At 68.9% G+C, this 19378-nt stretch carries 20 protein-coding genes and 1 tRNA gene; 18 read left to right on the top strand and 3 right to left on the bottom strand.

Going from position 1 to position 19378, the window contains the following annotated elements; genetic code table 11:
- Window positions 1-426 precede the first annotated feature (426 nt).
- Complete coding sequence (locus ACWGR4_RS27155; RefSeq protein ID WP_452130292.1) at window positions 427-999, top strand: NUDIX hydrolase; 573 nt, start codon at window positions 427-429, stop codon at window positions 997-999.
- Here ACWGR4_RS27155 and ACWGR4_RS27150 read toward each other — a convergent pair.
- Window positions 996-2066, bottom strand: coding sequence for an XRE family transcriptional regulator (locus ACWGR4_RS27150; RefSeq protein WP_452130293.1), 1071 nt, complete (start codon window positions 2064-2066; stop codon window positions 996-998). The genes ACWGR4_RS27155 and ACWGR4_RS27150 overlap by 4 nt on opposite strands.
- A 273-nt stretch (window positions 2067-2339) precedes the next feature.
- On the opposite strand from ACWGR4_RS27150, the gene ACWGR4_RS27145 reads away from it, so the two are divergent.
- From ACWGR4_RS27145 to ACWGR4_RS27135, 3 genes are read left to right on the top strand one after another with little or no spacing between them, the layout of a single operon-like run.
- Window positions 2340-2873, top strand: a complete 534-nt coding sequence (locus ACWGR4_RS27145; RefSeq protein WP_452130294.1) for a hypothetical protein — start codon at window positions 2340-2342, stop codon at window positions 2871-2873.
- Entirely contained in the window at window positions 2842-3171 is a 330-nt protein-coding gene (locus ACWGR4_RS27140; protein WP_452130295.1) for a hypothetical protein, read from the top strand. Before ACWGR4_RS27145 ends, ACWGR4_RS27140 begins: the two co-directional genes overlap by 32 nt.
- Before the next feature lie 2 nt (window positions 3172-3173).
- Complete coding sequence (locus ACWGR4_RS27135) at window positions 3174-3482, top strand: hypothetical protein (protein ID WP_452130296.1); 309 nt, start codon at window positions 3174-3176, stop codon at window positions 3480-3482.
- Between the two features lie 125 nt (window positions 3483-3607).
- Here ACWGR4_RS27135 and ACWGR4_RS27130 read toward each other — a convergent pair whose 3' ends face one another.
- Window positions 3608-4357: a GntR family transcriptional regulator gene (locus ACWGR4_RS27130; RefSeq protein ID WP_452130297.1), complete on the bottom strand. Its 750-nt coding sequence runs from the start codon at window positions 4355-4357 to the stop codon at window positions 3608-3610.
- Between the two features lie 157 nt (window positions 4358-4514).
- Between ACWGR4_RS27130 and ACWGR4_RS27125 the strand changes: the two genes are divergently transcribed.
- The 7 genes from ACWGR4_RS27125 (at window position 4515) to ACWGR4_RS27095 (ending at window position 9914) form a co-directional block, all read left to right on the top strand.
- Window positions 4515-4919 carry a plasmid replication, integration and excision activator gene (locus ACWGR4_RS27125; protein ID WP_452130298.1) on the top strand — a complete coding sequence of 135 codons (405 nt, stop codon included), beginning with the start codon at window positions 4515-4517 and terminating at the stop codon, window positions 4917-4919.
- 116 nt (window positions 4920-5035) lie between these two features.
- The gene (locus ACWGR4_RS27120; protein ID WP_452130299.1) at window positions 5036-5548 is read left to right on the top strand and encodes a hypothetical protein; all 513 of its coding nucleotides are present in this window, start codon (window positions 5036-5038) and stop codon (window positions 5546-5548) included.
- Window positions 5542-6405 carry an FtsK/SpoIIIE domain-containing protein gene (locus tag ACWGR4_RS27115; RefSeq protein ID WP_452130315.1) on the top strand — a complete coding sequence of 288 codons (864 nt, stop codon included), beginning with the start codon at window positions 5542-5544 and terminating at the stop codon, window positions 6403-6405. Before ACWGR4_RS27120 ends, ACWGR4_RS27115 begins: the two co-directional genes overlap by 7 nt.
- Window positions 6406-6440: 35 nt before the next feature.
- Window positions 6441-6737, top strand: coding sequence for a hypothetical protein (locus ACWGR4_RS27110; protein ID WP_452130300.1), 297 nt, complete (start codon window positions 6441-6443; stop codon window positions 6735-6737).
- The gene (locus ACWGR4_RS27105; protein ID WP_452130301.1) at window positions 6734-8332 is read left to right on the top strand and encodes a replication initiator; all 1599 of its coding nucleotides are present in this window, start codon (window positions 6734-6736) and stop codon (window positions 8330-8332) included. Before ACWGR4_RS27110 ends, ACWGR4_RS27105 begins: the two co-directional genes overlap by 4 nt.
- On the top strand, window positions 8329-8538 hold the full coding sequence (locus ACWGR4_RS27100) for a helix-turn-helix transcriptional regulator (RefSeq protein WP_452130302.1): 210 nt from the start codon (window positions 8329-8331) through the stop codon (window positions 8536-8538). Before ACWGR4_RS27105 ends, ACWGR4_RS27100 begins: the two co-directional genes overlap by 4 nt.
- The gene (locus ACWGR4_RS27095; protein ID WP_452130303.1) at window positions 8535-9914 is read left to right on the top strand and encodes a tyrosine-type recombinase/integrase; all 1380 of its coding nucleotides are present in this window, start codon (window positions 8535-8537) and stop codon (window positions 9912-9914) included. Before ACWGR4_RS27100 ends, ACWGR4_RS27095 begins: the two co-directional genes overlap by 4 nt.
- Window positions 9915-10194: 280 nt before the next feature.
- Here ACWGR4_RS27095 and ACWGR4_RS27090 read toward each other — a convergent pair.
- Window positions 10195-10266: transfer RNA gene (locus ACWGR4_RS27090), tRNA-Arg, on the bottom strand.
- A 169-nt stretch (window positions 10267-10435) separates the two neighbouring features.
- Here ACWGR4_RS27090 and ACWGR4_RS27085 point away from each other — a divergent pair.
- The 7 genes from ACWGR4_RS27085 to ACWGR4_RS27055 form a co-directional block, all read left to right on the top strand.
- Window positions 10436-10795: a response regulator gene (locus ACWGR4_RS27085; RefSeq protein WP_452134256.1), complete on the top strand. Its 360-nt coding sequence runs from the start codon at window positions 10436-10438 to the stop codon at window positions 10793-10795.
- Window positions 10796-10847: 52 nt separating this feature from the next.
- Window positions 10848-12500 (top strand): arginine--tRNA ligase, encoded by a 1653-nt coding sequence (argS, locus tag ACWGR4_RS27080; protein WP_452130304.1) that lies wholly within the window; start codon window positions 10848-10850, stop codon window positions 12498-12500.
- A 178-nt stretch (window positions 12501-12678) separates the two neighbouring features.
- Window positions 12679-14067: a diaminopimelate decarboxylase gene (gene lysA / locus ACWGR4_RS27075; RefSeq protein WP_379994957.1), complete on the top strand. Its 1389-nt coding sequence runs from the start codon at window positions 12679-12681 to the stop codon at window positions 14065-14067.
- A gap of 243 nt (window positions 14068-14310) precedes the next feature.
- Window positions 14311-15603 (top strand): homoserine dehydrogenase, encoded by a 1293-nt coding sequence (locus tag ACWGR4_RS27070; protein WP_379994960.1) that lies wholly within the window; start codon window positions 14311-14313, stop codon window positions 15601-15603.
- 6 nt (window positions 15604-15609) lie between these two features.
- A complete protein-coding gene (gene thrC, locus ACWGR4_RS27065) occupies window positions 15610-16692 on the top strand; it encodes a threonine synthase (protein WP_452130305.1) in 1083 nt (360 codons plus the stop codon).
- 853 nt (window positions 16693-17545) lie between these two features.
- Complete coding sequence (gene thrB / locus ACWGR4_RS27060; protein ID WP_379994962.1) at window positions 17546-18460, top strand: homoserine kinase; 915 nt, start codon at window positions 17546-17548, stop codon at window positions 18458-18460.
- A gap of 574 nt (window positions 18461-19034) precedes the next feature.
- Window positions 19035-19378 (top strand): Rho termination factor N-terminal domain-containing protein (locus ACWGR4_RS27055; RefSeq protein WP_452134255.1); only part of this gene is annotated, 344 nt, incomplete at its 3' end.

The following is a 19378-nucleotide window of genomic DNA, read 5'->3' as shown; positions in this document are numbered from 1 at the left end:
CTTGGGTCGGTATGTGCGATATAGAACGAATATCACTTGACGTGATAAGACGACGCATGAGTGGCGCGCCTGGGAAGCGTAACCGTGTGACTACTGATGATGACACCTACTTGGCCTGGATCGCCTATGCCGATCGGATCGTTTGCGATCCGAAAATCAGGCTCCCTTACCTGGCTGTTGCACGTGGCTGTCCCCGTGGGGACGCGGATTCGAGGAGCCTTCGACACCGTCGTGCCTGGCGTTGGCGCATCGGTCGGAGCGAGCGGGCCAGCTGCGATCCGAGTGGTTCGATGGTGCCTTGTCGGCTTTGAGGAAGACAGGGGCTTGCTGATGCCAACCGCAGCAAGACCACTCGCGTTGAAGGCTCGTCGCTGATCTTCGCTTGGGAGGGCACGAGCGTGCGGGTCCGCCGGTACCTTCGGTTGCGTGGCTACTGACGATGACACTTCTACGGCCTGGCGGGTTCATGGTGAGCGGGTCGTCTATGACAACGAGTGGATCCGGGTCTTTCTGACGGATGTTGAGCTGCCGGATGGGGATCGGTTCGAGCATCACGTGGTGAAGCTGAAGCCGGCGGCTGTGATGGTCCTGGTGGACGATGACGAGCGGGTGCTGCTGATGTGGCGGCATCGGTTCGTGTCGGATCGGTGGGGCTGGGAGTTGCCCGGCGGGCTGGTGGATGAGGGGGAGGACCCTGAGGACACGGCGATCCGGGAGTTGATCGAGGAGACCGGCTATCGGTGTCGGTCGATGCGGCACATCTCTCGGTTCCAGCCCATGGTCGGGATGGTCGACTCTTGGCACGACGTGTACCTGTGTGAGGGCGCCGAGAAGGTTGGGGATCCCGTTGAGGTGACGGAGTCTCAGCGGAACGAGTGGGTGCCGTTGAGTGAGATTCCTCGGCTGATCCGCCGCGGGGAGATCTGGAGTTCCGGGACGCTTGTCGGGCTGATGCAGACGCAGCTCATCCGGGCCGGGCTGGCGGGCGACGCGGACTAGAAGCGGCGGGTGAGGTTTTCGAGTCGCCGTCGTTGGCGTGTTGAGCCGACGACGGCGACCAAGCGTCGGGCGCGGGCTGCTTCTCGGCGGGCGTCGGCGCTCTCACCCTTGGCCAGGAGCGCCATCGCGAGATCGCAGCGGAGTGCGGCCTCGGCGCGGGTGAATGTGCCGTCCATGCCTTGGAGGGCGTCTGTCAGGTCGGAGATGGCGGTCTCGTCGCCGAGTCGGGCGAGGCAGTTGCCGCGCCACCTGGCCAAGTGGGCCAAGTTGAGCGAGACGTAGGGCACTTCGGGGTTGTTCTCCGCGTCGCCCGGCAGCATGGACGCCGATGCGTCCATCGCTCGGAGGGCGTTGCGTTCGTCGTTGTTGGCTGCGTGGGCTTCGGCCTCTGCGGCGTAGAGCCAGCTCCGGAGCAGCGGCGGCAGCTTCGCCTGGTCGCGTTGGTGGGCGTGCTCGATGACGACCAAGGCCGCCTCCGCACGACCGAGGTCCATGAGTACGTATGCCTGCTCGGCCGTGGCATGGGCCAGGACGGCCGGGTCGTCCGCCTCGCGGGCGGCTGTCTTGCCTCGCTCGTAGTGGGCCCACGCTTCTTGCAGTTCGCCAGTGTCGATCGCCTGCCATCCGGCCAACGTCGATGCCGCGGCGAGTACGCCGGCCAAGTGTCCCCGTTGGTTCGGGACGATCGTGTGCTGCAAGAGGTTGTCGACCTGGCGGATGTGGGCACGCATCTGGTCCGCCACTGCGGCGGCGCCCAACCTACGGTCTTGCAGGCGGATGTTATGTGTCTGGTCGCGGAGCAGCGTGACGAGACCGGCGTCCACACGGGCGGACGTCTCGAGGCGGGTCAGAAGTTCGAACGCGAAGTCGTCGGGGTCGGCTTGGAACGATTGGTCAGACGGCTGGGCGAATCCGAGTTCGACCGGGGTGGCTCCGTACACCTCGCACAACAGCGCTTGGTACATCTGGTCCGGCTCGCGGTGGCCGTTCTCCCAGAAGGCCAAGAGCCGCGACAGGCTCGCCTCGTTCGGCAACGTCCGCTCATCTGCGGCAGCTGCGCGGCGCATGCGGGCTATGAGCTGGGGTTTTGTCCACCCGTGTGCGGCTCGCGCGTCCGCGAGAGGACGCGGCGGTCCGGTCGGAGTGGGGTCCGTGGTCATCGGTCGCCTCCGTGTTGGGGTCGGTGACGCGGGGGGGGTGACGCGCTCCCCGTCATCCCCCGTCACCTGTCGTCATCTTCTGACTACGGGTGGATGAGGTCAACGCTGTTCGTCAGGTCGAGCGAATTCACGCCTCGATCGAAGGTCGCCGATCGGGCGGACAGGATGAGGTGAGCGCATGTGAACTGGCTGTCTCTGGATGTACCGAAATGGCTGTCGGACGCTGCGGACGAGCCGCAGGAATGCCGCAAGCAGTGGTGGGACAACCCGCGTCTGGTGCAGGCTCTGCCCACTGGTCGAACCTTCGACGCCGTGAGTGTGACCTACCGCCTCGGGATCGAGGCCCTTTCGCTGCTGCTCATGGGGTCGTCCACGGCCTTGTGCTCTCCGGCGGTGGTCGACTTCGGCAGTTGGCGGGTGGCATTCCTGGTCCCGGTCGGGTCGAGCGAAGTTTTCCGCTCTGCGCTTGGCGACGTCGACGCATCGGGGAGGGTCCTTCACCGCTATACCGGTGCCGGTGGCTTCGTGGTGCTACCGGGCCCTCATGTGATGGCGGGCGAACGCTACGCGTGGATGAAGGTGCCTCCCGAGTCGCTGGAGGAACTGGGCTCTGCGGTGGACGATTTGATCGCGCATCTCGTGGCCGCGAGAAGGATTGTCGCATCCGCGCAGTCGTTCGGCGGTGTTCAGGAAGGCGGCGATTCCGGTGCCTGACAACTCGGATGAGGACAGTCTTTCGGGTGACGAGTGGTACGAGGCGCGGATGGTCGTCTCGGATTTGCGGGATGTGCTGTTGGCCGCGAACCTCGCCGAATCGTTCATGTATCTCCAAGCCGATATCAACGCTTTCGGCAAGGGCATCGTCGTTCTGGGGCGCACGACTCCGGCTGCGGCTCGTCGGCTTGCTCAACTCCTCCGGGCGGCCCGCGAGTCGCTGGGAGATGAGGAGTTCGCTCGGGGCCTGGGCAGCGGCGGGGACGGGGATCGGACCGACGGGGCGGGTGGGGTGTGATCATGACTGAGGACCACGAGTCGCGGGCCGAAAACCTCTACCCCGACGTTCCGTACGTGCGGGGCTGGGCCGACGCGAGCGCGGCAACCGAGGAACTTGCGGTCGAACTGCGGGCGTTGGGCCTGGAGGACGCGTTCGCCTATCTCAAGGCGGATGTCAACGGGTTCGGGGAGGGCTTCGTTCGGCTGGAGCGGGTTACGGCCGACGCCGGGCGGGCCTTCCTGCGGGCCCTGCTGCGTGGTGTTTGCGAAGAGATCGCGCACGCCTCGAATGTCGATGATCCCGCTGACGGGGTGACTCCGGCGAACTGACCCACCATTCTTCGATCGGCGGAGCCCGCACTTCGTTGGTCGAACGAGAGAATCCCCGCCCGTGTGGTCGACGGGCGGGGATTCTTGCGTCTCCGATCGTTCTCGGCCGGACTCGGGCAGCGTGGTCAGATGGTCCCGAATCCGTACGTGATTTCCAGATCGTCGCTCGGGATCTTGAACTCTTCGAGTGCGAGCGGCTTGTCGTGCTGATTGAGCGTCAGACGCAAGACCTGGAAGAACGGCACACCGTCGACCAGACGAAGAGCGGTTGCCTCGTCCGGGAGGGGCATGCGGGCGCGAATGCTCTCGGTCCAGTGCAGAACGTGGCCGAGACGTTCGAGTTCGGCGTACAGAGCGGGTGCCGGCGGCGGCGCGGTCTCTTCGAAGGGCGTTCCGATGAGCGGAGAGAACGGGACGTAGGTGCGGTGGGACTGGCGCAGTCGTCCTCGCTCCGCCGTCTGCAACTCGTCGTAGGTGAACATGGGTTCACCCGGCGGGATGCGGAGGAGATCCGCGAGAGCCAAGGGGGCGTCCGTGCGGGTGGCGATCGGCTCGTCGTTGGTCATCCATTGGATGGCGTCTGCCTCGACGTAGCGACCCTCTCGATCCCTCCGGACCCCGCGGGGGCGGGTGATGTTCGGGCGGGCGTTGGGCGAGCGGACGAACATTCCGCGACCCATGAGGACTTCGACCAGGCCGGCGGCGCGAAGCTCCGCGATGCCCTGGCGCACGGTCGGGCGGGAGACGCCGAATTCCTTGGACAGGATCTCTTCGGACGGGAGCGCCTGGCCGGCGGGGAAGGTGCCGCTGAGGATGCCCTCCCGTAGGTAGTCCGCCACCTCTTGGTAGCGCGGTTTGCGCGGCGACTTCTCCATGGCCCGATTCCTTCCTACTTGCCCGAGTTGTTACAGGCATGTCGCCCGCTGGAAGCATCTCGTAAGGCAGTCGGCTTGACAAGACGTAGTACGGGTCGCAATCTGGATAGCACCCGTAGTACGGGTGCTAGACCGAACTCCTGGAGGGTGATCCGAAATGGCAATCAAGGGTGCGATCCCGGTGGCCTTCGCGGCGGTGTTCCCGTTCGGAGCGTTCGCGAAGTCGGTGGCGCCGGTGGCCGACTTCGAGGCGTCGAAGGGCGGGGCCAAGGTGCAGGCGCGGGACAAGGTGAGTGGGCTGCCGGTGTGGGCGGTGTCGGTGGTCGACGGCGACCCGGACGCGAACGAGTCGACGGTCAAGGTGAAGGTCGCGGCGGAGGTGGAGCCGGTGTTGCCGGACACCTTGCCGGGGCTGCCGTTCCGGCCGGTGGAGTTCGAGGGCCTGACGGTGACGGCCTACCTGAACCAGTCGACGAACCGTGTGGCGTTCTCCTACCGCGCGTCGGGCCTGCGGGCTCCCGGCGGACCGCTGAAGAGCGCGATCAAGACGGCGGCGGCCTGACGGCTCGTCGTGTGAGACAGGCGCGGCCCTGGTGCGAGCAGATCTTGGCGGGTTCGTCGCACCGGGGCCGCTTCCCATCCGAACGACCAAGTGATCTTCGAAGGGGTTCTTCCATCATGCATGTGTTTCAGCGGCCCGTCGTGCGGTTCGGGGCCTTACTGCTCGCGGTGTTGTACGTGCTGTTCGAGGTGGTGCGGGCGCGGGGCGGGGTCCTGGCCTCGTCGCTGCTGCTGGTCGTCTACCTGGTGGTCGCTGTCGTGTCCGCCTGGTGGTGGTTGTTCTCGTTCGCGGCTCGGGTGCGGCGGGGGTGGCCGGCGTTGTCGAAGGCGATCGGGGCCTGGCAGCAGGAGCCGGTGTCTCGGATTGACGAGACGTTCGAGTATCGGTTTCCGCGCATTCTGCGTATCCGGCGGCATGAGCTGGGCTTCGACGTGACGGTCTCGTTGCTGCCGGGGCAGACGCCGAAGAACCTCGGTGATCACGTGGAAGGCATCGCCCACACCTGGGCGTCTTCCGGGTGGAGGCGTCGTCTCCCGGGCGGGGTGTGGTGGTACTGCGGGCCTGGTTTGCGGATCCGTTGGCGGAGTCGTTCGAGGCGCCGCCGATGCCTGGGTTGGGCGATGTGGTGAAGCGGGCGGCAGGGCTGGCTGCGGTCAGGTACGGGAAGCCGGCGGCCGAGAGGGAGGATCCGTGGCGGCCGGAGTTCGCGGCGGCGGAGGTCGGGCGGTGTGACGACGGGTCGCCTTGGCGGCTGCGGTTGCACGGGACGCACGTCTTGGTGGCCGGTGTGACCGGGGCCGGGAAAGGCTCGGTGCTGTGGGGCGTCGTGCGGGCGCTGCTTCCGGCGGCTCGGGTGGGGCTTGTGCAGCTGTGGGCGTGTGATCCGAAGCGGATGGAGTTGTCTTACGGGCGGTCGTTGTTCCGGCGGTACGCCTGTGAGCCGGCGGCGATGGTGGAGCTGCTGGAGGCCGCGGCGGCGGAGATGAATGCGCGGGCGCAGGCGTTCGCGGGGCGGGTTCGCAAGCACGAACCCTCGGCTGCCTGCCCGTTCGTGGTGGTGATCGTGGATGAGCTGGCGTTTCTGACGGCGTATCAACCCGATCGGGATCTGCGGAAGCGGGCGGATGCGGCGATTGCGACGCTGACGAGTCAGGGACGGTCGGTCGGGTTCTGTGTGATCGGGGCCTTGCAGGATCCGCGCAAGGAGGTCATGAACATCCGGAACCTGTTCCCGGATCGGATCGCGTTGCGGCTGGATGAGCCGAATCAGGTCGACATGGTCTTGGGCAACGGGGCGCGGGAGCGGGGTGCGGCGGCCGACCTGATCTCTCCCGATCCGGAGATCGGTGCCGGGGTGGGCTACGTCAAGCGGGAGACCCAGCCCGAACCGGTGCGGGTGCGGGCGGCGTTCGTGTCCGATGACGCGATCGATGCGATGGTGCGCGAGTACGGCCGGCCCTCCGGTGGCTTCGGGGGTGCGGCGTGAGGAGCGGTGAGTTCGACTCGGACATGGGGCGGGGCGTGACCGTCCTGCGGTGCGTCGCGGACTTCATCGGCTGCCGGCCCACTCTTCCCCCGGTCACCTCGATGGACATCGGGTGGTCGCCGGTGGACAAGGCGTGGTCCGTGACGATCCACCTGTTCGGCGGGATCGTGCGGGACCTGGAGCGTTGGGCATCGGCCATGGACGACGTGGTGACCACGCGTTTCGAGGGTCGCAGCGAGTACACGGGGGAGTACACCCGGATCGAGGTCGCGGGCACCGTCCACGGCCACTCCGTGACGGTGTGGACCACGCTCGAAGAGAGGACCCGATGAGTACCCGGGCCGAGCGTGCCCGGATGCCGCTCGCTCGTGAGGTCGTGCGGGCCGTGGCGCAGGAACACGGGGTCTGTGTGCGGCCGATCGCGTTGCGGCGGACCGATGTGGTGACCGGTGAGACGACCGTGGTGGACGTCCCGTGTGGGGCGACGCTGGCGAGCGTGTGCCCGTCCTGTGCGGAGCGCAAGCGGCGGCTGAGGATGGCTCAGTGTCGGGAGGGGTGGCACCTGACCGAGGAGCCGATTCAGGAGGCCGACGAACCGAGTGGCGAACAGCGGGTGCTGGCAGAACTGCGGGCCGACTGGACGAAGAAGCACGACCTGGCGCGCGGCGGCGAACGGGACGAACTCGCCGACGACCTGGCCGCCGTCGACAAGGAGTTGGCCGACTCGGGAGTGCGCGGCAACATCGACCCGGATCCGGTGGCCCGGCGGGTGCGGTCTACCCGGCGGCGTCAGGACGCGCCCGATCTGCCCCGGCGTGAGGTCGACGCGCGGACGGTCGGGAAGGCGTACACGGCGCCCGATGGGAAGGTCTTCCGGCCGTCGATGTTCGTGACACTGACCCTGCCCTCGTACGGGCGGGTGCGCGGCGACGGGACGCCGGTGAACGCGTCGGCGTACGACTACCGGGCGGCTGCCCGGGATGCGTTGCACTTCTCGAAGCTGGTCGATCGGTTCGTGCAGAACCTGCGGCGCCTGGTCGGCTTCGACGTCCAGTACTTCGCCGCGGTCGAGTATCAGCGACGGCTGGCTCCACACATCCATCTCGCGATCCGGGGCACGGTTTCGCGGGCCGAACTGCGTCAGGTCGTGGCGGCCACCTATCACCAAGTGTGGTGGCCGGCATGTGACGAGCCGGTCTACTCGACCGACCTTCCGCCGGTCTGGGACCCGGAGGTCGGTGCATATCTCGACCCGGCGAGAGGCGCCGAACTGCCCACCTGGGATGAGGCGTTGGACGACCTGGGCGACGATGCCGAGCCGATCCACGTCGCCCGGTTCGGGACCCAGGTCGACGCGAAGGGCGTCCTCGTCGGCTCGCCCGATGCGCGGCGCTGCATCGGCTACCTGACGAAGTACCTGAACAAGTCCGCGCACGAGTCCCACGAGGCCCAGAGCGGGGCTCAGAACGCCCATGTGGACCGACTGGTGGAAGCCCTGCGGTACGAGCCGTGCTCGCCCACCTGTGCGAACTGGCTGCTGTACGGGGTCCAGCCCAAGAACGCCCGTCCGGGCCTGTACCCCGGGCGCTGCAAGGCCAAGGCGCATCGCCGGACCCACCTCGGTTACGGCGGGCGGCGCGTACTCGTCTCCCGCAAGTGGTCCGGTAAGACCATGGCCGACCACAAGGCCGAGCGCCGCGCCTGGGTCCTCGACCTGATCGGCGACCCGGCCGACGTGCCCGACCCAAGCCGCTTCATCTGGCAACCCGTGGGCCGCGACGACCCGGACGTCGCGCCGCTGTCTCATCGGCTCCTTCGCGCCGTCGCCGAACGCGTGCGCTGGCGCCGGGCCATGGACGACGCGAAGGCCAGAGCGACCGGGTCGCTCGCCAATTCGGCAACCGCACCGCGGGGGAGGGCCGCATGACCAGAAGAAAGACATCTGCTCGGGCCGAACTCATGACGGTGCCGGAAGTCCTCGAAGAACTGTGCGACATCTCTCCTCGGACCTTCTACCGCTGGCGCCAACTGGGCACGGCTCCCGCCTGCATCAAGCTCCCGAACGGTGAACTCCGGATCTCTCGCGACGCGTTCGCGGACTGGCTCGACAGCAGGAGGGAGGAGGCGGCATGACCGAGAAGTCGTATCGGGTGCGGATCTGGGGCGTCTTGCGCAACCAGAGCAGCAAGAAGCCCTCCTACGTCGTGCGTTGGAAGGTCGCGGACGAACGCCAATCCACCACCTTCGGCTCCAAGGGCCTGGCCGACCGGTTCCGTTCCCGCCTTCTCCGGGCGGTGGAGGACGGCGAAGCGTTCAATGTGGAATCAGGTCTTCCGGATTCCATGGAGAAGGCCAAGGCGGCGACATCGCTCTACGCCTTCGCGCTCGCCTACATGGACATGAAGTGGCCCGGCGCGGCGGCGAAGTCGCGCGACAGCATGACGGATGCCCTGGCCACGGCGTTGCCCGCGTTCGTCAAGGACGCCAAGAATCGCCCCGACCCCAAGACTCTCCGCAGGGCCCTTCGGCTCTTCGCCCTTCCGCCCACACGCCGTGAGATCGACCGGCCCAAGGACATCGCCAAGGCCGTCACATGGCTCGAAAAGGCGTCCCGACCCATCACCGATCTCCAGGACGCCAAGACCGTGCACGGCCTCCTGGACGCACTCGGCCGCAAGCTCGACGGCACTGCGGCCGGCGCCGAGACCCTGCGGCGCAAGCGGGCGGTTCTGTACAACGTCCTGGACTACGCCGTGGAACTGGAGCACCTGCCCGCGAACCCGATCGACCGGATCAAGCGCAAGCGCGTCATGGTCGTGACGTCGGTGGATCGGCGCGCCGTCGCCAACCCCGTCCAGGCTCGTGGACTCCTGACCGCCGTCACCTACGTCGCCGGCTACAAGCGGGCCGGCGGGCGACGGCTCCAAGCCTTCTTCGCGGTCCTCTACTACGCCGGAACCCGCCCGGCCGAAGCGGTCAATCTTCGCCGGGCCGACTGCAAGTTGCCCGAGTCCGGCTGGGGAGAACTCACCCTTCAGGCCACTCGACCGACCGCGGGCAAGACCTGGACCGACAACGGCCAGGCGCACGACGAGCGGGGCCTGAAGCAACGCGCCGACAAGGACACCCGCCCCGTGCCGATCCCGCCGCAACTCGTGGCGATTCTCCGGGCGCATCTCGAAGAGTTCGGCACCTCCGCCGACGGCCGACTCTTCCCGAGCGAGCGTGGCGGCGTCCTCGCCTCCTCCACCTACTCTCGCGTGTGGAAGCAGGCACGCCCCCTCGGGCTGACCGAGGAACAGGTCTCGTCCCCACTCGCGGCCCGGCCGTACGACCTGCGGCACGCCTGCGCGTCCCTGTGGCTGAATTCGGGCGTACCGCCCACGGAGGTCGCCGAACGGCTTGGGCACTCGGTGGATGTCCTGCTCAAGATCTACGCCAAGTGCATCGACGGACAGCGGGACATGATCAACAAGCGCATCTCGGACGGCCTCGGTGAACACGACTGACCGCCCGTCACCCGACAGGGAGCCCCGGAGCGATCCGGGGCTCTCGCCATGTCCCGAGTCATGTCCGAAGCCACGCCGCGGATACGCCGCACAGACCTCGAATACGCACCGTGACCTGCGGAAACGCGTCCAAGATCATTGCACGTATATTGCACGGCGGCTGTCCTACACCTGCATTCGGCGGCCGACGACTGCACCCACAGTGAGCACGGTCCAACCACCCCAAAACAAAAACAGCAGCTCACGAGTGATCGTGGCTGCTGAGACTGTTCACGCTGTGTGCCCCTGGCAGGATTCGAACCTGCGCACACGGCTCCGGAGGCCGTTGCTCTATCCCCTGAGCTACAGGGGCTCGGGTGACGTGAACATTACCAGTTCTTCGGGGGCGGTTGCGAAGGGGTTGGGGTTGGGGGTGGGTGGGGTGGGGACGAGATGTGCGGATCGGGCCCCCTCGTGGGTGTGGGGGGCCTAACCTCACTGGCGTGGGCGGGATTGGTGGTGAGGCGGCGCGGGTCCTTGTCGTGGATGACGACGAGGTGATTCGGCAGCTGATCGCGGTCAATCTGCGGCTGGAGGGGTTCGTGGTGAGCACCGCCCGGGACGGGGAGGAGTGTCTGCGGCTCGTGCACGAGGTGCGGCCGGATCTGGTGACGCTCGACGTGGTCATGCCGCATTTGGACGGGATCGGGACGGCTGCGCGGTTGCGGGCGGATCCGCGGACCAAAGGGTTGAAGATTTTGATGATCAGCGCCTGTGCGCAGGACGAGGATTTTTCCCGGGCGCGGGCGGTGGGCGTGGACGGGTATCTGACCAAGCCGTTTCATCCCGAGCAGTTGATTCGCCTCGTGCGGGCGTTGTCGCCGGAACTGTCACCCGAATGACCTACCCCGCCCGCCGGGCGGGTCGGTCGGCGGGTCGCCTACCCTTGTGCGCGTGACCCCCGCAGAGCTTTCGCAGTCAGTGTTGTCCGCGGTTCGTGCCGCCGTCGAGGCGGGCGAGCTCGCCGTTGCCGTGCCCGAGAGCACGACGGTGGAGCGACCGAAGAACCGCGAGCACGGCGACTACGCGACGAACATCGCGCTGCAGCTCGCGAAGCCGGCGAAGCGGGCGCCGCGGGAGATCGCCGAGCTGTTGGCCGCGCGCATCGCGCAGGTGCCCGGCATCGCGAAGGTCGACGTGGCCGGTCCCGGCTTCCTCAACATCACCGTCGACACGGCCGCCCAGGGCGAGCTGGCCCGCGCCATCGTCGAGGCCGGCGCCGACTACGGCAGCAACAACGCGTTCGACGGGCTGAAGATCAACCTCGAATTCGTGTCCGCCAACCCGACCGGGCCGATCCACATCGGCGGGGTGCGCTGGGCCGCCGTCGGCGACTCGCTCGGGCGGATCCTGCGCGCGTCCGGCGCCGACGTCACGACCGAGTACTACATCAACGACGCCGGCGTACAGATCGACAAGTTCGGCAAGTCGCTGATGGCGGCGGCGAACAAGCGGCCCGTGCCCGAGGACGGCTACGTCGGCGCGTACATCAACGACATCGCCGCCGACATCCTCACCGAGCACCCCGACGTGCTCGGCATGGACGAGGCCCTCCAGGAGAAGATCTTCCGGGCCACCGGACTGCGGCTGATGGTCGCCGAGATCCAGCGCTCGATGGAGAACTTCGGCGCGCACTTCGACGTCTGGTTCTCCGAGACCACACTGCACGCGTCCGGCGCGGTGGAGAAGGCGATCGAGCGGCTGCGCGAGCAGGGCCACGTCTACGACGACAACGGCGCGATCTGGCTGCGCACCACGGACTACGGGGACGACAAGGACCGCGTCCTGATCAAGTCCGACGGCGAGAAGACCTACTTCGCCTCCGACGCCGCGTACTACCTGAACAAGCGCGACCGCGGCAACGAGGTCGCCGTGTACATGCTCGGCGCCGACCACCACGGCTATGTCGGGCGGCTCAAGGCGATCGTGGCCTGCGCGGGCGACGACCCCGAGCACAACATCGAGGTCATCGTCGGCCAGTTCGTGAAGATGATGCGCGCCGGCGAAGAGGTCCGGATGTCCAAGCGCGCGGGCAACATCATCACCATCGACGACGTCGTGGAGTGGATCGGCGTCGACGCCGCGCGCTACTCGCTGGCCCGCTCGTCCACCGACTCCACCATCACCCTCGACATCGACATCCTCACCTCGCACAAGAACGAGAACCCGGTGTTCTACGTTCAGTACGCGCACGCGCGGATGTCCTCCGTCGAGCGCAAGGCGGCCGAACGCGGCATCGTCAAGGGCGAGTTCAAGCCGGAACTGCTCTCCACCGAGTGGGAGTCCGACCTGCTCGGCATGCTCGGCGAGTTCCCGCGCGTGGTCGCCAAGGCCGCCGAGATGCGCGAGCCGCACCACGTCGCGCGCTACCTCGAGCAGTTGGCCGGCACGTACCACCGCTTCTACGACCACTGTCAGATCCTGCCGAAGGGCGAGGAAGCGGTCACCGACCTGACGTACGCCCGAATGTGGCTGGCCGAAGCCGCGAAAACCGTGGTGGCCAACGGCCTCGCCCTCCTGGGGGTGTCCGCCCCCGAGCGCATGTGACGGATCGTCACAACGCAACAGGCGACAGGTCGAAGGCCGGGCGGAAGTACTTGCCCGGCCTTCGGTCATATCCGCCCCGGCGTACAGACGGACAGCCGGGGACGGACGCCCACCGACACCCGCCGACGGACACCCCCGACACCCACCGACGCCCTGACTCCAAGGGGAGCACCACGACATGAGCCGCTCCGCCCACCCCGCCGGTCCCCGCCACGCGGACGTCCTGCCCGACGGCGCGCCGCCCGTCGCGCCGGAGGACCTGGCCCTGCTCGACCCGAAGATCTGGCCCACCACCGCCGCCCGCGGCACCGACGGCGTGGTCACCGTCGCCGGCCTGGACGTACGCGACCTGGCCCGCGAGTTCGGCACCCCCGCCTACATCCTGGACGAGGCCGACTTCCGGGCCCGCTGCCGGGACTGGCGCGAGGCGTTCGAGGGCGCCGACGTGTTCTACGCCGGCAAGGCCTTCCTCTGCCGCGCACTCGTGCGCTGGATCGCCGAGGAGGGCCTGAACCTGGACGTGTGCACCGCCGGCGAACTCGCCATCGCGCTGTCCGCCGGCATGGACCCGGCCCGGATCGCCTTCCACGGCAACAACAAGTCCACCGACGAACTCGACCGCGCCCTGGACGCCGGCGTCGGGCGGATCGTGGTCGACTCCTTCGAGGAGATCAGCCGCCTCGCCTTCCTCGCCGACCGGCGCGGCGTCCGGCAAAAGGTGCTGGTCCGGATCACCGTCGGGGTCGAGGCGCACACCCACGAGTTCATCGCCACCGCGCACGAGGACCAGAAGTTCGGCTTCTCGCTCGCCGACGGGCAGGCCGCCGAGGCGGTGCGCCGGATCCGCAAGCTCGACTCGCTCGAACTGATCGGCCTGCACTCGCACATCGGCTCGCAGATCTTCGACACGGCCGGCTTCGAGGTCGCCGCGCGCCGCGTGGTCGCCCTGCTGGTCGCGGTCCGCGACGAGCACGGGGTCGAGCTGCCCGAGATCGACCTCGGCGGCGGCCTCGGCATCGCCTACACCTCCGCCGACGACCCGCAGCAGCCCGCCACCATCGCCGCCTCGCTCCTGGACATCGTGCGCCGCGAGTGCGCGGCGGCCGGCCTGGCCGCGCCCCGGCTCTCGGTCGAACCCGGCCGCGCGATCGCCGGACCGGGCACGTTCACCCTGTACGAGGTGGGCACCATCAAGCCCCTGGAGGGCCTGCGCACCTACGTCAGCGTCGACGGCGGGATGTCGGACAACATCCGCACCGCGCTCTACGACGCCGAGTACACCGTGACGCTCGTCTCCCGGACCAGCGACGCCGCGCCGATGCTCTCGCGCGTGGTCGGCCGGCACTGCGAGTCCGGCGACATCGTCGTGCGCGACGCGTACCTGCCTGCCGACCTGGCCCCCGGCGACCTGATCGCGGTGCCCGCCACCGGCGCCTACTGCCGGTCGATGGCGAGCAACTACAACCACGTGACCCGCCCGCCGGTGATCGCGGTACGAGACGGCGAGGCGCGCGTGATCGTGCGCCGCGAGACCGAAGCGGACCTGCTGGCCCTCGACGTCGGCTGAGCGGGACACCTCGTCGGGGGCCGCCGCTCGGCGGCCCCCGCACACGGAAGAACATCACGGCAGCAAATCAGCGGGAGAAAATCCCGTCGACACCGAGTCGAGCCGCAAGAATTCCCGTCTCGGATCCTGGACCGCAGCCGGTTCGGGGCCTGATCCGAGCGACACTTGTCGGCACTGCCCGTCGCCGGAAACCCGCCGGGGCGGCAGACTCGGACAACCTTTGTCTTCGAGAAGTGAGGTCGGATGATGCGTACGCAGCCGCTGAAGGTGGCGCTGCTCGGTTGTGGTGTGGTCGGCTCCGAAGTGGCCCGCATCATGACGACGCACGCGACCGACCTCGCCGCCCGGATCGGGGCCCCCATCGAACTCGCCGGCGTGGCCGTCCGCCGGGCCGGGCGCGAGCGCGCGGGCATCGACCCCGGGCTGATCACCACCGACGCCGTCGAACTCGTCAAACGCGACGACATCGACGTGGTGGTCGAGGTGATCGGCGGCATCGAGCCCGCCCGCGGGTTGATCCTGTCCGCGATGGAGCACGGCGCCTCCGTGGTCTCGGCCAACAAGGCCCTGCTCGCCGAGGACGGCTCGACGCTGCACGCCGCCGCCGCGAAACACGGCGTGGACCTCTACTACGAGGCCGCCGTCGCCGGCGCCATCCCGCTCCTGCGCCCGCTGCGCGAGTCGCTGGCCGGCGACAAGGTCGAGCGGGTGCTCGGCATCGTCAACGGCACCACCAACTTCATCCTGGACCGGATGGACTCCACCGGCGCCGGCTTCGCCGAGGCACTGGACGAGGCCACCGCGCTCGGCTACGCCGAGGCCGACCCGACGGCCGACATCGAGGGCTTCGACGCCGCCGCCAAGGCCGCGATCCTGGCCGGCCTGGCGTTCCACACCCGGGTGACCGCGGCCGATGTGTACCGCGAGGGGATCACCGAGGTCAGCGCCGCCGACGTGGCCTCGGCCAAGGCGATGGACTGTGTGGTGAAGCTGCTCGCGATCTGCGAGCGCGGCGCCGACGGACAGAGCGTGAGTGCTCGCGTACACCCCGCGATGATCCCACGCTCGCACCCGCTCGCGTCGGTGCGCGAGGCGTACAACGCGGTCTTCGTCGAGTCGGAGGCGGCCGGGCAGCTGATGTTCTACGGCCCCGGCGCGGGTGGCGCGCCGACCGCGAGCGCGGTCCTGGGCGACCTGGTCGCGGTCTGCCGCAACAAGCTCTCCGGCGCCACCGGACCCGGTGAATCGGCCTACGCGGCGCTCACCCCGCAGCCGGTGGGCATCGCCCGCACCCGCTACCACCTGAGCCTGGACGTGGCCGACCGCGCCGGTGTCCTGGCCCAGGTCGCCGCGGTCTTCGCCCAGCACGACGTGTCCATCGACACGGTGCGTCAGCAGGGCCGGGACGGGGATGCCACACTCGTGATCGTCACCCATACCGCCACCGACGCCGCGCTCGCGGCGACCGTCGCCGATCTGCGCGGTATGGACATCGTCCGTGACATCGCAGGCATCATGCGGGTCGAAGGGGAGTAGAGGACCGTGAGCGCGCTCAAGGAAGGCGTCCGCACCACGCAGTGGCGCGGGGTCATCGAGGAATATCGCGACCGACTGCCGGTCTCGGCGAGCACACCGGTGGTCACCCTGCGTGAGGGTGGCACGCCGCTGGTCCCGGCCCAGGTGCTCTCCGAGCGCACCGGATGTGATGTTCACCTCAAGGTCGAGGGGGCCAACCCGACCGGGTCCTTCAAGGACCGCGGGATGACGATGGCCATCTCCAAGGCCAAGGAGGCGGGTGCCCAGGCGGTCATCTGCGCCTCCACCGGCAATACCTCGGCCTCCGCCGCGGCGTATGCGGTGCGTGCCGGCATGGTGTGCGCCGTGCTCGTCCCGCAGGGCAAGATCGCGCTCGGCAAGATGGGCCAGGCGCTCGTGCACGGCGCGCGCATCCTGCAGGTCGACGGCAACTTCGACGACTGCCTGACCCTCGCCCGCGATCTGGCCGAAAAGTATCCGGTCGCGCTGGTGAACTCGGTCAACCCGGTGCGCATCGAGGGCCAGAAGACCGCCGCCTTCGAGATTGTGGACATGCTCGGCGACGCGCCCGACATCCACGTGCTGCCGGTCGGCAACGCGGGCAACATCACCGCGTACTGGAAGGGCTACAACGAGTACGCCGCCGACGGCCTCGCCGCCCGCCGCCCGCGTATGTGGGGCTACCAGGCGGCCGGTTCGGCGCCGCTGGTCAAGGGCGCGCCGGTGCTCTCGCCGCAGACGATCGCCACCGCGATCCGGATCGGCAACCCCGCCTCGTGGGACCTCGCGATCGCCGCGCGGGACGAATCCGGCGGCCACATCGAGTCGGTGACCGACCGTCAGATCCTGTCGGCGTACCGGCTCCTGGCCGCGCAGGAGGGCGTCTTCGTGGAGCCCGCGTCCGCCGCGAGTGTGGCCGGATTGCTCCAGGCGGCCGAACAGGGCAGGGTCGACCCGGGCCAGCGGATCGTCTGCACGGTCACCGGCAATGGCCTCAAGGACCCCGACTGGGCCGTCGCCGGCGCGCCCAAGCCGGTCGTCGTGCCGATCGACGCCGCCGCCGCGGCCGCGCAACTCGGCCTGGGCTGACCGCACACCGCACCGCGCCGCATCGACCACGACGCGTCGGCCACCCACGAAAGCGGGTGGCCGACGCGCACGCGCGACGCCGACACACGCGCCACAACGACGCGCACGCCACAACGCCACGCGCGCCACGGCGACCCGCACGCGCCACGGCCGACACGCGCGACCACGACCACCACCGACTTCGGTACCGATACGTGTAACGCCCACACAGGCCGAGTCGCACCCGCGAAGCCGATACCCGCGCGGCCGACACTCCCGAAGTCGAATTCCCTCCGAAGCCGCGCGCCCGCGGAATATCCGCCGGGAAAGCCGCCGACCAAGCGTGCGACTCGGGAAAATTCGCACGTCGAGCGACCGGGCGGGACACACCCGAGCGAGCCCCACCACGGCTCCGTCGCGCCATTCGGCGGGCGTACCCGATGCCGCCACCGCCCGGGCGCTCCGCCGACACATCCTCCCGAAGTGCCTGGTCGGCGCCCCGGCCCGACCCGCGCGACGGCCGCCCGGCGCGGCCGTTCGGGCGCGCCACCGGCAGGAACACCCGATCGGCGCACGACCGACGACAAGATCGAATCAGGTCGGCCCATGATCGAGCGTCGACCGCCCGCGATCCTTTTCGATCCCATTTCCGGTACCAATCCCACGACGCGGTGGTTACGGTGTCCCGCGAGGGAACGCACCTTCGGTAGGCTGATCACCGGACGCGACCTTCCACTCGTTCCGCGGCGCATGCCGCCCGAGTCTCGCGTCTGTTCCTGCCGTTCCGCAGCACCCGCGATTTCCCGAATGCGTCACCGGTTCGGACCGCCCCGCGAAGGTGCCCGGAACTCCACGAGGAGGAGTGTCCACGCGTATGGCCGGCCCCGCATTCCGTGCCGCCCCCGTCCGGGTTCGCATCCCGGCCACGAGCGCCAACCTGGGTCCCGGGTTCGACGCGTTCGGACTCGCGCTCGGACTGTACGACGATGTCGCGATCCGGGTCGCGGACGAGGGCTTGTCGATCGACATCGCAGGTGAGGGCGCCGACGAGCTGTCCCGTGACGAGAACCACCTGGTCGTTCGCGCGGCCCACGCCGCGTTCGAGGCGATGGGCGGCCGTCCGCCCGGCCTGGACGTCGTCTGCGCCAACCGCATCCCGCACGGCCGCGGCCTGGGCTCGTCGGCCGCCGCCATCTGCGCCGGGGTGATCGCCGCCCGGGCGCTGACCATAGGCGGCGCCGAGCGGCTCGACGACGAGGCCGCGCTCGCCCTGGCCACCGAACTCGAAGGCCACCCCGACAACGTCGCGGCGTGTCTGCTCGGCGGCTTCACCATCGCGTGGACCGACGAGGACGGGCCCCGGGCGGTGCGATCGAGCCCCGATCGGGGTATATCTCCCGTCGTGTTCGTACCTTCCACCCCGCTGTCCACCGAGGTCGCGCGCGGTCTGCTGCCGGCCAAGGTGACCCATCGCGACGCCTCGGCGAACGCGGCGCGCGCCGCGCTGCTGGTCACCGCGCTCACCTCGCGGCCCGACCTGCTCTTCGCCGCGACCGAGGATCGACTGCACCAGACATACCGGGCGCCCGCGATGCCGGCGAGCGCCGAATTGATCGACAAGCTGCGCGCACAGGGGATGGCCGCGGTCGTCTCCGGCGCGGGGCCGACCGTACTCGCCCTGGTCACACCGGACCGCGTGGACGAGGCGATCGGCACTGCCGGGCCCGATTGGGTGGTTCGGCAATTGGACGTGGACGGGGCCGGAGCAAGCGTCATGCCACTGGCGTGACCTGCGTACTCGCCGTTCGTTGGCAGTACGCCCGGTAGGTCGGAACCGGACCGGCGGCATACTCGGCGCAGCCGGGCGGCGGGTCGGCGACGACGGTGGATCCGTTCACTCCACTGCACTACCGCAGGAAAAATGGGCTGCGCCGGGGGAGCGATGGGGTGGGGGAATGTCTCTTGGGTCCGGTAGTGTTAGCGTCATCACCGCACCAGATCCCCCGCCCGCACAGGGTTGGGCGCGTTCGGTGCTCTGTGGCCACGATCCTTTGGGAGTTTCCCCTCCTGTCTGTCCTTCGTGACGAACGTGGCTCCCCGATACAGACCGGCGGGACCACCGCGCCGCGTCGAGCTCATCCCGGGGACCCGAGGGCTGTTCCTTCGCAGGAAATCGAGCCCCTACAGGAATACGAGCCCCCACAGGCATACATGAGCCCGATCCTCGCAGTACCGGGCACATTTTCGACGATTCCCGCCATCCGGCGGACCACCGCACCGGACCGCACTGGAAGCGGGACGGACAGCACAACCGGTCGCCGAGCCCCCTCAAGGCCGACGCCCGCTCCAGGGAAGGACCCTTCGTGAGCGACACCACCGAACTCATGGACGCAACGCCGCAGGCCGCGTCCGCCTCGGGTGACGCGGCTGCCACCGCGGACGCCCCCGCTCCCGCCACGCGGCGCCGCCGCTCGACGGGCACCGGCCTCAACGGCATGGTGCTGGCGGAGCTGCAGCAGGTCGCCACCGGTCTCGGCATCAGCGGCACCGGCCGCATGCGCAAGAGCCAGCTGATCGAGGCCATCCAGGCGAAGCAGGGTGGTTCGGACGCCGCTCCCGCCGCCGCTGCCGCCACGAAGCCGGCCCGGGCGACCAGGGCCAAGGCCGCCGCCGCCGCGGCGGACAACGGCGCGGCGCCCGCCGAGGC

It is taken from the genome of Embleya sp. NPDC055664, assembly GCF_053618075.1.
Note: the sequence above shows the minus strand (reverse complement) of the source record. Positions and strands in the feature narration are given on the sequence as shown.

What these genes read in the sequence shown, in the direction of transcription:
- thrB (WP_379994962.1), top strand. Translation starts at nt 17,546, where the DNA reads ATGGCCGGCCCCGCATTCCGTGCCGCCCCCGTCCGGGTTCGCATCCCG.
- ACWGR4_RS27105 (WP_452130301.1), top strand. Translation starts at nt 6,734, where the DNA reads ATGAGTACCCGGGCCGAGCGTGCCCGGATGCCGCTCGCTCGTGAGGTC.
- lysA (WP_379994957.1), top strand. Translation starts at nt 12,679, where the DNA reads ATGAGCCGCTCCGCCCACCCCGCCGGTCCCCGCCACGCGGACGTCCTG.
- ACWGR4_RS27120 (WP_452130299.1), top strand. Translation starts at nt 5,036, where the DNA reads ATGCATGTGTTTCAGCGGCCCGTCGTGCGGTTCGGGGCCTTACTGCTC.
- ACWGR4_RS27125 (WP_452130298.1), top strand. Translation starts at nt 4,515, where the DNA reads ATGGCAATCAAGGGTGCGATCCCGGTGGCCTTCGCGGCGGTGTTCCCG.
- ACWGR4_RS27150 (WP_452130293.1), bottom strand. Translation starts at nt 2,066, where the DNA reads ATGCGCCGCGCAGCTGCCGCAGATGAGCGGACGTTGCCGAACGAGGCG.
- ACWGR4_RS27130 (WP_452130297.1), bottom strand. Translation starts at nt 4,357, where the DNA reads ATGGAGAAGTCGCCGCGCAAACCGCGCTACCAAGAGGTGGCGGACTAC.
- ACWGR4_RS27135 (WP_452130296.1), top strand. Translation starts at nt 3,174, where the DNA reads ATGACTGAGGACCACGAGTCGCGGGCCGAAAACCTCTACCCCGACGTT.
- ACWGR4_RS27095 (WP_452130303.1), top strand. Translation starts at nt 8,535, where the DNA reads ATGACCGAGAAGTCGTATCGGGTGCGGATCTGGGGCGTCTTGCGCAAC.
- ACWGR4_RS27100 (WP_452130302.1), top strand. Translation starts at nt 8,329, where the DNA reads ATGACCAGAAGAAAGACATCTGCTCGGGCCGAACTCATGACGGTGCCG.
- ACWGR4_RS27070 (WP_379994960.1), top strand. Translation starts at nt 14,311, where the DNA reads ATGATGCGTACGCAGCCGCTGAAGGTGGCGCTGCTCGGTTGTGGTGTG.